This is a genomic window from Nocardia flavorosea NBRC 108225, from assembly GCF_001613385.1.
GTDB lineage: Bacteria > Actinomycetota > Actinomycetes > Mycobacteriales > Mycobacteriaceae > Nocardia > Nocardia flavorosea.
Genome location: NZ_BDCG01000017.1, coordinates 190,097 through 201,433, shown reverse-complemented (window position 1 = coordinate 201,433; position 11,337 = coordinate 190,097). Strand labels below are relative to the sequence as shown.

The 11,337-nt window shown below is 67.2% G+C and carries 12 protein-coding genes; 4 read left to right on the top strand and 8 right to left on the bottom strand.

Going from position 1 to position 11,337, the window contains the following annotated elements; genetic code table 11:
- Positions 1-18 precede the first annotated feature (18 nt).
- Together NFL01S_RS23190 and NFL01S_RS23185 are read right to left on the bottom strand one after the other, a co-directional pair.
- Entirely contained in the window at positions 19-399 is a 381-nt protein-coding gene (locus tag NFL01S_RS23190) for an NADH-quinone oxidoreductase subunit A (RefSeq protein WP_062978394.1), read from the bottom strand.
- A 421-nt stretch (positions 400-820) separates the two neighbouring features.
- Positions 821-1,231, bottom strand: coding sequence for an Rv3143 family two-component system response regulator (locus NFL01S_RS23185; protein ID WP_062978393.1), 411 nt, complete (start codon positions 1,229-1,231; stop codon positions 821-823).
- A gap of 87 nt (positions 1,232-1,318) precedes the next feature.
- Here NFL01S_RS23185 and NFL01S_RS23180 point away from each other — a divergent pair, with 87 nt between their 5' ends.
- Entirely contained in the window at positions 1,319-1,720 is a 402-nt protein-coding gene (locus NFL01S_RS23180; protein ID WP_062978392.1) for an NUDIX hydrolase, read from the top strand.
- A gap of 156 nt (positions 1,721-1,876) precedes the next feature.
- Here the strand turns inward: NFL01S_RS23180 and NFL01S_RS23175 are convergent, their stop codons facing one another.
- The 6 genes from NFL01S_RS23175 to NFL01S_RS23150 all read right to left on the bottom strand — a co-directional run bounded on the left by NFL01S_RS23175 (position 1,877) and on the right by NFL01S_RS23150 (position 6,842).
- Entirely contained in the window at positions 1,877-2,497 is a 621-nt protein-coding gene (locus tag NFL01S_RS23175) for a GTP-binding protein (protein ID WP_051157594.1), read from the bottom strand.
- Complete coding sequence (locus NFL01S_RS23170; RefSeq protein WP_033241831.1) at positions 2,478-2,852, bottom strand: DUF742 domain-containing protein; 375 nt, start codon at positions 2,850-2,852, stop codon at positions 2,478-2,480. Before NFL01S_RS23170 ends, NFL01S_RS23175 begins: the two co-directional genes overlap by 20 nt.
- 16 nt (positions 2,853-2,868) lie before the next feature.
- Complete coding sequence (locus tag NFL01S_RS23165; protein ID WP_033241832.1) at positions 2,869-3,288, bottom strand: roadblock/LC7 domain-containing protein; 420 nt, start codon at positions 3,286-3,288, stop codon at positions 2,869-2,871.
- On the bottom strand, positions 3,289-5,637 hold the full coding sequence (locus tag NFL01S_RS23160; protein WP_062978529.1) for a sensor histidine kinase: 2,349 nt from the start codon (positions 5,635-5,637) through the stop codon (positions 3,289-3,291). It lies immediately after the preceding gene.
- Between the two features lie 190 nt (positions 5,638-5,827).
- Positions 5,828-6,220, bottom strand: coding sequence for a DUF779 domain-containing protein (locus NFL01S_RS23155; RefSeq protein WP_063916024.1), 393 nt, complete (start codon positions 6,218-6,220; stop codon positions 5,828-5,830).
- Between the two features lie 313 nt (positions 6,221-6,533).
- The gene (locus tag NFL01S_RS23150; protein WP_062978390.1) at positions 6,534-6,842 is read right to left on the bottom strand and encodes a hypothetical protein; all 309 of its coding nucleotides are present in this window, start codon (positions 6,840-6,842) and stop codon (positions 6,534-6,536) included.
- A 121-nt stretch (positions 6,843-6,963) separates the two neighbouring features.
- On the opposite strand from NFL01S_RS23150, the gene NFL01S_RS23145 reads away from it, so the two are divergent.
- The 3 genes from NFL01S_RS23145 to NFL01S_RS23135 all read left to right on the top strand — a co-directional run bounded on the left by NFL01S_RS23145 (position 6,964) and on the right by NFL01S_RS23135 (position 11,323).
- On the top strand, positions 6,964-7,845 hold the full coding sequence (locus NFL01S_RS23145) for a TIGR03621 family F420-dependent LLM class oxidoreductase (RefSeq protein ID WP_062978528.1): 882 nt from the start codon (positions 6,964-6,966) through the stop codon (positions 7,843-7,845).
- Positions 7,846-8,071: 226 nt separating this feature from the next.
- Entirely contained in the window at positions 8,072-9,607 is a 1,536-nt protein-coding gene (locus tag NFL01S_RS23140; RefSeq protein ID WP_062978389.1) for a flavin-containing monooxygenase, read from the top strand.
- Positions 9,608-9,949: 342 nt separating this feature from the next.
- Positions 9,950-11,323, top strand: coding sequence for an FAD-dependent oxidoreductase (locus NFL01S_RS23135; RefSeq protein WP_062978388.1), 1,374 nt, complete (start codon positions 9,950-9,952; stop codon positions 11,321-11,323).
- Positions 11,324-11,337 lie beyond the last annotated feature (14 nt).

Genomic DNA, 11,337 nt, shown 5'->3' with positions numbered 1-11,337 from the left:
TGATCGGAGGTTCGCGGCTCAGTCCCAGCCGAGGCCGCCGCGCCGCCATTCGTAGGCGTAGGCGACCGAGACGTTGACGATGAACAATGCCATCGCGACCAGGCCGAACACCCCGAGCGCATCGATATGGACCGCCCACGGGTAGAGGAACACGATCTCGATATCGAAAATGATGAAAAGCATCGCGGTGAGGTAGTACTTCACCGGAAAACGTTGCCCGGTAGTGCTTCCCGCACCCCCGGCCACTGCATGCGGGGTCGGTTCGATACCGCATTCGTAGGCTTGTAGTTTCGCGCGGTTATAGCGTTTCGGGCCGATGAGGCCGGCGATCAGGACCGAGATGACCGCGAACGCGGCGGCAACCGCGCCGAGGACCAATATCGGCAGTTCGGTGTTCACGACTGCGCTTCCCCTCCTTGTGAACTCCGGACCCGGCGGTTGTGCCGCGGGGCCCGCGTACGGGGCCGGGCGGTCGATGGGTACGGCCCGCGCCGCCGGGAGCTGCCCCGGAAACGAGAATGGGCTGGGGGCAGATTCAGGCGTCGCGGGTATATATCATCTCCCGCGCTCATGTGAGCTACAGCACAGCCTACAACTGTTGCGGCAGGGAGAACGGGGATTCACAGACCGGTTTGATCGAATTCGGGACTGAGATTTATGAGCGAATGAACCTAATCGGCTCGGGCTGTATCAGATTGCGCCTGGAGTGTGAGCCCTACTCGGTGACGCTGCGACCGCGACGTGCTCAGGCTTATCCAGAGCGCTGAACTCCAGTCCTGCGCACGCCGATGCTCCGCTACCGCTGCCGGGTTCGACGCGCTCAGGCGGCCGGGCGTCGGCGCAGCAGGTCGACCACGATCTCGGTGAGCCGCAGCGGATCGATGGGATGGGACGCGACCGCCTCGGCACGCGACCAGTTCGCCAGCCACGCATCGTCGGCGCGGCCGGTGAGCACGATCAGCGGCGGGCATTCGGCGAGCTCGTCCTTGAGCTGTTTGGCCAGCCCCATCCCGCCGACCGGGGCGGATTCTCCGTCCAGAACGGCGAGATCGGCCGCGCCGGCATCCATCCGCTCCAGTACCACCGCAGCGGTGGCGACCTCGAGGTACTCGAGCGGGGGGAGATCCGGATGGGGGCGGCGCCCGAGCGCCAGCATCACCTGACTCCGGGTGTCGGCATCGTTGCTGTAGACCAGGACTCGCAACACGGCGGGAGGATTCACATCGGCCACGTCCGCATGGTACGTCCGCGACCGCGCGGTTGGGGCCGGCTTGGCCGAGATGGTCCGCGCGCGGCGCTGGTCTAAGCTGCCGGCGTGATGGACGAATTGGTCGGTGAGCTCATCGATACGGTGGCCTGGGTCCTGATCGTGGACGGGCGGATCCTGTGCGCTCGCCCGTCGGGTAAGGAGATCTTCTACATTCCGGGCGGAAAACGCGAAGCGGGCGAATCCGATGAACAGACGCTGGTGCGCGAGATCGCCGAAGAGCTCACCGTCGCACTGGTCACCGAAACCGTCGAACCGGTGGGCGTCTACGAGGCCGTCGACGGTACGGCCCGGGTGCGGATGAGCTGCTACCGCGCCGAGTACCGGGGACAGCTGACCGCGAGCAGCGAAATCGCCGAAATCGCCTGGTTCGGCTACGCGGATCGACCGCATGTACCACCCGTGGACCAGCTGCTGTTCGACGAACTACACACGGCGGGCGCCCTGCACTGAGTACCGGCTGCGTCTGTTGCGACGGCCCTGCACGGTTACGCGGCGCTTTCCCGCACCGTGCCGGCCGTGAACGCCGAGGGGTGCCGATCGGCAGCCCTCGGATTGCGGCGAAGGTGACGCGCTCAGGCGGAGCCGGCGAGCGACTCCGTCGGCGGATCACCCGGGATTGGCCGTCAGATCCGGCCGGGTGGCCCGATCGATCAGGTACTCGATCAAGCTGAGCAGCACATTCTTCGCCGATACCCGATCACGGGCATCGCAGAGCATCACCGGCATCGAGCCGTCGAGATCGAGAGCATCCCGGACCTCGTCCACGGTGTAGCGCGGGGCACCGTCGAAACAGTTGACCGCCACGAGGAACGGCAGGCCGCGGCGTTCGAAATAGTCGATGGCGGCGAAGGAGTTCCCGAGCCGGCGCGTATCGGCCAGGACCACCGCCCCCAGCGCGCCCCGTGCCAGTTCGTCCCACAGGAACCAGAACCGGTCCTGGCCGGGCGTCCCGAACAGGTACAGCACCAGGTCCTTGTCGATGGTGATCCGGCCGAAGTCCAGCGCCACCGTCGTAGTGGTCTTGGATTCGACACCCGACAGATCATCGATCCCGGTACTGAGTTCGGTGATCATCTCCTCGGTCCGCAGCGGCGGAATCTCGCTGATCGAGGCCACCATGGTGGTTTTACCGACGCCGAAGCCGCCGGCGATGAGGACCTTGACCGACGCGGCCAGGGCCGGCGCCGCGGGGTCGATCCGGGCAGGGTCAAATTTTTCGGATTCCATCCAGTACCGCTCGCAATATGTTGAAGTCGCCGGGGCCGGACTCCATCTGCACCGGAGTCCGGAAGATCAGATGGCTGTCACCGATCAGATCTCCGACGAGAATCTTGGTCACCGCCAGCGGCAGTTTCAAGGCGGCTGCCACCTCCGCCACTGTCTGTGGTTCCGTGCACAACTGCACGATATCGAGATATTCGGGTTCGGTACGACGTAGTGGCGGGGCTCCGCGAGCTCTGACCACGATCGTGAGCATATCCAGATCGTGTCCGGCACCGACGGTCCGGCCCCGGGTGATCGCATACGGCCGCACCAGCGGTCCGGCATCGTCGTCGAACCAGGAATCCCGTGTACCGGTCATCGCCGTATCGCTGTTCTCACGGTTGCTGTGGTCGGTCCCCGGTTCCGCTGCGGGAACTGGTCGAGAGATGGGTACCGACGCGCTGTACGGTCAGGTTCATCTCGTAGGCCACCATGCCGAGGTTGGCGTCCGCGGCCGCCTGGACCGCGATACAGGCGTTATCGCCGGCGGAGGTCACGAACAGGACAGCTCGATCGAGTTCGATCACCGCCTGCCGGACGTTACCGCCCTCGAATCGTGCGCCCGCGCTACGTGCGAGGCCGTGCAGGGTCGACGACATCGCGGCGAAATGCTCTGCTTCGGTGCGATCCATTTTCGAGGAGTGGCCGAGCAGCATTCCGTCGGTGGACAGTACGACCGCCAGCCGGACCCCCGCGAGTCGCTCGACGAGATCGTCGAGCAGCCAGTTCAGGTCACCTTGAGTGGAAGTTGACACTTAGCCTTCCTGTTCATCCGGGGATGCGCCGTCCGGCACCGGGGTCGCGGTGCCGGAATCCGTGGCGGGCAGAGGCCTGCGGCCCTGCCGGGTACCGTTCTCGATCGCCGCCATCAGATCTCGGGCTTGTTCGGCCGAGCGCGGCCGCGCCGTTGCGGCCTGCTGGGCGCCCGAATCTTCCGGTCGCGGTGCGACTTTAGCCTGCCTGGTGCGGCGTGGTAAAGCCGGACGACCGTCGGGCAGCACCTTCGGTTCGGTGGTGGACGTGCCGCTCTCCGCCGGCGCGGCGTCCGGAGGCGCCGGATCGGGGCGGCCGGGCGGCCGCGGGCGGTCCTCGACGAGGGTGGCCGCCGGGGCTTCGGCGCGCTCCTCGGGTGCCGGGGGCGGGACCGGGGCGGCCGGTCGCGCCAATCCCGTCAGCGGTGCGGTCTCCTCCGCGGGGTCGGTGAGCAGGGCAGACGGAACGATCACGACCGCGCGCACACCGCCGTACTCCGATTCCCACAGCCGTACCGAGATACCGTGCCGGTGGGCCAGCTGCGCGACGACGAAGATCCCCAGCCGCGAATCCCGCTGCAGTGACGCGACCTCGAAATCGGGCGGGCTTTCCAGGATCTCGTTGAGCCGGTCACGGCTGTCGGCCAGGATCCCCATGCCCTGATCGGTGATCTCGACGGCCACGCCCTTGCCGATGACCGACCCGGTCACCTGGACTCGCGATTGCGGCGGTGAGAAAGAGGTCGCGTTGTCGACGAGTTCGGCGAGCAGGTGGATGAGATCGCCGACCGCGCTGCCCGCCACCCGCAACTCGGGCAGCCGGGCCAGGCGCACCCGCGGATAGTCCTGGGTTTCGCCGACCGCGCTGCGCACCAGATCCACCAGCGGTACCGGGGTGCGCCACTGGCGGCCCGGTTTCCCGCCGCCGAGCACGATGAGGTTCTCCGCGTTACGGCGTTCGCGGGTGGCCAGATGGTCGAGTTTGAACAATACGTCCAGCATTGCCGGATCCTCTTCGCGCCGTTCGGCCTCGTCGAGGATCTCGAGCTGTTTGTGCACCACGATCTGGCTGCGGTGCGCGATGTTCAGGAAGATCGATTTGACGCCTTCCCGGTTGCGGGCTTCGGTGACGGCGGCCGTCACGGCTACTGCGTGCGCATGCTCGAATGCGGTGGCCACCGCGCCGAGTTCGTCACGGCCGAAATCGAGTTTCGCCGCGGCCGCGGTGTCGTCGACGTCCTCCCCGGCGCGGAGCCGGTCGAGCATATCCGGCAGTCGCTCGTCGGCCAGGGCCAGCGTATGGTCACGCAACCGCACCAGGCGGTGGATGAACCGGTTGGCCAGTACCAGGGATATCCCGAACGCCGCCGCGGAGATCACCAGCACGGCGAGCCCGATCAGCAGCGATTGCGTCGTGGTGCGGGCCGCCGCGTCCAGCGAGGCCTCCTGCATGACCACGTTCTGCGCGTCCCATAGTTCGAGCATCTCGTGATCGAGATGCTCGGCCGCGTCCTGCCAGGCGGCGAACTGGGCGGGCGGCAGGGCCGAGGCGCTGTCGTCGTCCGCGCTCGGGAGGCTGCGGGCGATGAGGGTGTTCTCGGTGCGGGTCAGCAGCTGCCACTGCGGGCTGCTGAGCAGATTGTTCAGCCGCTCACCGAGCTCTGGGGCGAGCTCGCGAGCCAGCAGAGCGGTTTCGGTGTGGTAGAAGCCGGTCTGCTGGATGTATTCCTCGGGCAGCGCCACCGGCCGGCCGGACCGCAGCGCAGCCCCGGCCAGGGCATGGCTGCGGGAGGTCGCCTCGAGCATATGCATGATGCGGGTGGTGAGGGTGAGTTGCGTGGCCGAATGTGCATCCGGCGCGAAGGACTGCGAGATCTGCGCACCGGCCGCGAGTGCGTCGAGCAGACGCGCGTAGAAGGTGTAGGCGTCACCCGCGGAGACCGCACGGCTGTCCACGGCGCCCCGGATATTGCCCAGTTGCTGGATGAGTGTGGCGAACGAGCCGACATCATCGGTGATCTGGTCGGGTTGCAGGCTACGTAGCTGGTGCGAGGCGTCGAGGAGGCCGCGTAGCGCCTGTTCGCTGTCGGGTCGTACGGCGTCCAGCGCATCGGCGGCGGTCGAGTCCCCGGCGAGGTAGGCGAGGGTGAGCCGGCGTTCGTTCTGAACGATCTCGTACACCGTGCGGGTGGGTCCGGAGGCTGCCCGCATCGCTTCGGTCACCTGGCGGTCGTGCTGGCCCTGGTCGATCAGATAGCCGGTCGCGCCCACACCGGCCACCAACAGGGTCAAACTCGGGATGAGCGCGATCGCCAGGATCCGGGCGCGGACACCGAGCCTCGCTCTGAACATCGCCACAAGGTAACCTCTCGACCCGCTTCCGGCACATCGGATCCCATTGAACAGGACTTCCGTCGACCTCGCGACCGACAGCGGGGTAAACGGTGTGGACCTATCCGGGATCGGGTCGGGGTGGCCTCTGCCGAGGACCGTTCGCGCGGGCCGGAATTCTTGCCCGGCCCGCGGAGCCCGTGATCGGGATTCAGCCCCGGCTACGTTTGCGGGTCTCGGAGGCGGCGGCCTCGGCGGCGCTGAGCCGGCGGGCGCGTAACAGGAAAACCGCGGTATCCGCCGGGGGTTCGTCGCCGCCCGCCTGTGGACCGGTGTCGGCGGGGATGTCCACGGTCAGGTGGTCGCGTTCGAATTGTTTGTATGTCTGCGCGCTCATCCACAGTTCGGTATGCCAGGCCAACCGGCCGAAGAGGATATCGTCTTCGGCCGCCCGGAAATCGCGGATGGGCAGCCAGTCGGGTGCCGCTTCGCCCGTGTCGTGGTGGGGCAGGTAGAGCAGGATGGGGCCGTGCTGTTCGATCAATTCGCGTAACGCGTTACGGGCTCTGTCGGTTACCGCCACCCGGTCGCTGCGATACGCCATCAGGAACTCCGTGCCACGCCACGGCACCGTGGCGCTACCGATCCGATCCGATGAAACATTGCGCGCTCCTTGTACCTAGGTTTCCGGCGCCGGCACCGGCCGGACGCACCGATTCCGGCTCGCCGCAGCCCGGTATCCGGATCGCTACTTCGCCAGCACTTTTGCGAACACATTCTTGCGTATCCCGTTTTCCGGGGCGAGGGGGTGTCGTAGGTCCGGCGAAAACTCTTGTGGTATGGGGCATATGGTCGCGGGGGAGCGATCGGCTGCGCGACTCGTCCCGGCGCCGGGGTGGTGAAGGCGTGGCAGCCGGCTATTTCCGGATGAAGATTCCGGCCAGATCGGCCCGTTCGATGGGGGTATCGGCATTGGCCTGGACCGTGCACAGGCCGTCGACGGCGGCCATGGACAGATCCACATTGGTGCCGGTCGGTGCTTGCCCGTGCTGTTCCTCGAGGAACTTCGTGATGGTGACGCGCTTGGTTTCGGGGTCCTGTCCGATGTACTCGCGGCAGGGTGTGTCGCCGCCCTTGTTCAGTGCCTGTTCGATCTCGGTGCACCCGGCCAGGGCGAGTGCAGTGGCCGCGATCAGCAGGCCGAACCGGGCTTTCGTGGCGTTCATCGACAATCCTCCTGGTGGCTCGGACCGGCGCCGCGCCTGCCCGGGACGTGTACCAGCCTATGTGCGCCGACTCGCCGGTGCGGAGGCGGCGCGGCGAACCCACGCGGGGTATGCAGAAGATATGAGCTCATCGACGGAGTTCCGGTTCGGCGTCAACATGGTCGTGCCGGATTCGCGCCACGACTGGGTACGTAAATGCCGCCGGGCCGAGGAACTGGGGTACGACGTGATCGGCGTAGCCGACCACCTCGGCCTCGCGCCGCCGTTTCCGGCGCTGGTACTGGCGGCCGAGAACACCGAACGGGTAAAGCTGAACACGTTCGTCCTGAATGCGCCCTTCTACAATCCTGTGCTGCTGGCCCGGGAGATCGCCGGGACGGATCGGTTCGTCGAAGGTCGGCTCGAGCTGGGGCTGGGCGCGGGGTATGTGCGCGAAGAATTCGATACCGCCGGTATCCCGTTCGGTAGCGGTGCGAACAGGGTGGCATATCTCGAGCAGACAGTGCGGACATTGCGTGATCTGTTCGCCGATCCGGGCTATGAACCGCGGCCCGCCCGGCCCGGCGGCCCGCCGTTGCTCATCGGCGGCTGGGGTGATCGGATGCTTACGCTCGCCGCCCGCTACGCGTCGGTCGTCGCGCTGACCGGGGCCGCGACCACGGGCGCCGGCCCGCTGCGGCTTGCCGGGCCCGCCGAGATCGATGAGCGGGTCCGGTTCGTCCGCGCCGCGCTGGGGGAGCGTGCCGGGGAAGTGGAGTTGAACGTCCTGGTCCAGTCGGTGGTGCCCCCCGGGCGGCGCGCCGAATTCCTCGACAGATACCGGTCGTTCGTGGAGCCCGGGGTGCTGGCCGCGGTGGATGAGTTGCCGACAGTGCTGCTGGGCAGTTCCCGGGAGATCGCCGAGCGGCTGCGGGTCAACCGGGAACGTTTCGGATTCGGATACCTCACCGTGCTCGAACCCGACCTGGAGACTTTCGCCCCGGTCATCGCCGAGTTCCGGTGACCGGGAAAGGGCGGTCGAATACCGTCGCGGACCCTAATGAGAAGAAGGGAAAATAGAGGTAAATATCACGTTGATCGAGGCGGTTGCGGGGGCAATGCAGGGAGTCGCCGGCCGGATGTGCGGGACGTGCCCGGTACCTCCATCGATATCGGCTACTCTCGGTTACAGGTAAAAGGCCGTCTGTCATGATCGACGGCGAACCCGGCACGAACAGACGAGGAACGCAATGACGCGGCATGTCGACGTACTGATCATCGGAGCCGGTCTGTCCGGTATCGATGTGGCCTGTCACCTGGAGAAGGAGAACACCGGGCGCAGCTACGCGATCCTGGAACGACGAACCGCCATCGGCGGAACCTGGGACCTGTTCCGGTACCCGGGGATCCGATCGGACTCCGATATGTACTCCTTCGGCTACGGCTTCCGGCCCTGGCGCGGCACCAAGATGCTTGCCGACGGCGCCGGTATCCGCCGCTATATCGAGAAGACCGCCGACGAGTACGGGGTCACCCCGCATATCCACTTCGGCCGGAAGGTGGTTTCGGCGAGCTGGTCCAGTGCGGACAACCGGTGGACCGTCCGATGCCTCGAGGAAGCGACCGGCGCCGAAGAAGTGTGGACCGCCGGCTTCCTGGTCGGCTGCACCGGCTACTACGACTACGACAAGGGCCATCGGCCGTCGTTCCCCGGGGAGGAGAACTTCACCGGACAGATCGTCCATCCCCAGCACTGGCCCGAAGATCTCGACTACCGTGGCAAGAAGGTCGTGGTGATCGGCAGCGGGGCCACCGCCATCACGCTGGTGCCGTCGATGGTGCCCGACGCCGCCCATGTGACGATGCTGCAGCGTTCGCCCACCTATATCGCCTCGATCCCGGCCGACGATCCGGTCGCGATCGGCCTCACGAAGGTCAAATCTCCTGCCGGCCTCACCTACCACGTCGGTCGCGCGCGCAATATCGCCGTCCAGCAGGCCAGCTATCAGCTTTCGCGCAAACAGCCGGCTCTGGCCCGGAAGATGTTCCTGAACTGGGTCCGGATGGCGGTCGGGCCGAATATCGATATGCGGCATTTCAGCCCGGACTATGCCCCCTGGGACCAGCGGCTGTGCGTGGTGCCCGACGGCGACCTGTTCAAAGCTCTTCGCCGCGGGCACGCGTCCGTCGTCACCGACACCATCGACACGTTCACCGAGAACGGCATCCGTCTCTCCTCGGGGACCGAGATCGACGCCGATATCGTCGTCACCGCCACCGGCCTGACCATCCAGATCCTGGGTGGTGCCACCCTGGACGTCGACGGGGAACCGGTGGTGACACGGGAGCGGGTCATGTACAAGGGGTCGCTGCTCGACGGTGTACCGAACGCGCTGATGGTTCTCGGGTACACCAACGCCTCGTGGACCCTGAAGGCCGATCTCGCCGCGGAATACTTCTGCAAGGTGCTCAACCGGATGCGGGACCGCGGCTACACACGGTTCGTGGTGAACGCGCGCGACAGCGACCGCTCCGAAGTCTCGGTGATGGGCGGTGCGCTCAGTTCCGGCTATATCCAGCGCGGCGACGCGGTGATGCCGCGACAGGGCACCGGCGGACCGTGGAAGGTGGTCAACAGCTATTTCCGGGACCGCGCCTACCTGCGTAAGAGCCCGATCGAGGACGGCATCCTGACCTTCACCGACAGCAACGGCCGCTCGACCACCGGCTCTCGCGCCCGCACCGCCCTGGACCGGATGCCGTTGATCGGCTCGCGCACCGCCTGAAGCCGGCAGGCGCTATCGGCTACGGCCCCGGCTCGTGACAGCCCGGTCCGCGGACGCCGGCGGCGCCCGGGCAGGAGTTCGGCCCGGGCGCGGACGGCGTGTACGCGCCGGGCGCACTCGCGTGCGGCGCAGTGGAGGCCGGGCGCAGATGTCCCCGGCAGCCGTGCCGCGGTGACACCGTCCCGGGGGTATCCACTCGCGAGGTGTGGGTGCTCACTGCACGTCGCTCTCGGTGGAACGGTGAGTGGCAGGACTGCCGGCGGTGCCTGTCGGCCGGTGGGTGGGGAGCAGCGGCCGCCGGTGATACCGCGGGGAACACGGCCGACTGGGTAGGTTGATCGTATGACCGAGCGGTTGGTGATCGTCGGCGGTGATGCGGCCGGTATGTCGGCGGCTTCCCAGGCACGCCGGTACCGGGAGGCCGGCGACCTCGAGATCGTGGTGTTCGAACGCGGGCATTTCACCTCGTACTCGGCCTGCGGGATTCCGTACTGGGTCGGCGGGCAGGTCCGTGACAGAGACCAGTTGGTCGCGCGGACACCGGCCGAGCACCGGGCGCGGGCGATCGATGTGCGGTTGCGTAGCGAGGTGGTCGAACTCGATATCGCGGGCGGCCGGGTGCGGAGCCGCGATCTGGCGACCGGTGTCGAAACCTGGACCGGCTACGACCAACTCGTGCTCACCACCGGCGCCCGGCCGATCCGGCCGCCTCTGCCCGGTATCGATGCACCCGGTGTGCACGGAGTACAGACCCTGGACGACGGCGAGGCGCTCATCGCGGCTCTGGCAGCAACCAGCGGTCGCCGCGCCGTGGTGGTCGGTGCGGGATATATCGGTGTCGAGATGGCGGAGGCACTGATCCGCCGCGGTTTCGAGGTCACCGTCGTACACCGGGGGGTCGAGCCGATGTCGACGCTGGACCCCGATATGGGCGCCCTGGTTCGGGATGCGCTGGGCGGGCTGGACATCGCGGTGGCCGGCGACCGGGAGGTGACCGCGATCCGGACCGGTGCCGACGGCCGGGCCCACGCGGTGGCCGCGGGAAGTAGCGAATATCCCGCGGATGTGGTGGTGCTCGGGATCGGAGTCGCCCCGGAGACCGAACTGGCCCGCGCGGCCGGACTACCGATCGGCGGGCACGGTGGGATCCTGACCGATACCGCCCTGCGGGTTCTCGGGTACGAAAATATCTGGGCCGGAGGTGATTGCGTGGAGGTACTCGATCTCGTCTCGGGGATGCGCCGCCATATCCCCCTGGGCACCCATGCCAACAAGCACGGCCAGATCATCGGCGCCAATATCGGTGGCGGTTACGCGACCTTCCCCGGTGTGGTCGGCACCGCGGTCAGCAAGGTTTGCGATCTCGAGGTGGCGCGTACCGGGTTGCGGGAGAAGGACGCCCGGGCCGCCGGTCTGCAATACGTCACGGCGACGATCGAATCCACCAGTCGGGCCGGCTATTATCCGGACCCGGCGCCGATGACGGTCAAGATGCTGGCCGAACGCCTCACCGGACGCCTGCTCGGTGTGCAGATCGTCGGCCGGGAAGGCGCCGGTAAGCGGGTCGATGTCGCCGCGGTCGCGCTGACCGCGGGAATGACCGTCGCGCAGATGACAGCACTCGATCTCGGGTACGCCCCGCCGTTCTCACCGGTCTGGGATCCGGTGCTGGTCGCGGCCCGCAAAGCCGTTCGCGCGGTTGGGGAGCGCGGATGAACGCGTCTGCCCGG

What these genes read in the sequence shown, in the direction of transcription:
- NFL01S_RS23155 (WP_063916024.1), bottom strand. Translation starts at nt 6,220, where the DNA reads ATGGCGTATCGCAGCGACCGGGTGGCGGTAACCGACAGAGCCCGTAAC.
- NFL01S_RS23175 (WP_051157594.1), bottom strand. Translation starts at nt 2,497, where the DNA reads ATGGAATCCGAAAAATTTGACCCTGCCCGGATCGACCCCGCGGCGCCG.
- NFL01S_RS23145 (WP_062978528.1), top strand. Translation starts at nt 6,964, where the DNA reads ATGAGCTCATCGACGGAGTTCCGGTTCGGCGTCAACATGGTCGTGCCG.
- NFL01S_RS23135 (WP_062978388.1), top strand. Translation starts at nt 9,950, where the DNA reads ATGACCGAGCGGTTGGTGATCGTCGGCGGTGATGCGGCCGGTATGTCG.
- NFL01S_RS23160 (WP_062978529.1), bottom strand. Translation starts at nt 5,637, where the DNA reads ATGTTCAGAGCGAGGCTCGGTGTCCGCGCCCGGATCCTGGCGATCGCG.
- NFL01S_RS23150 (WP_062978390.1), bottom strand. Translation starts at nt 6,842, where the DNA reads ATGAACGCCACGAAAGCCCGGTTCGGCCTGCTGATCGCGGCCACTGCA.
- NFL01S_RS23180 (WP_062978392.1), top strand. Translation starts at nt 1,319, where the DNA reads ATGGACGAATTGGTCGGTGAGCTCATCGATACGGTGGCCTGGGTCCTG.
- NFL01S_RS23140 (WP_062978389.1), top strand. Translation starts at nt 8,072, where the DNA reads ATGACGCGGCATGTCGACGTACTGATCATCGGAGCCGGTCTGTCCGGT.
- NFL01S_RS23170 (WP_033241831.1), bottom strand. Translation starts at nt 2,852, where the DNA reads ATGACCGGTACACGGGATTCCTGGTTCGACGACGATGCCGGACCGCTG.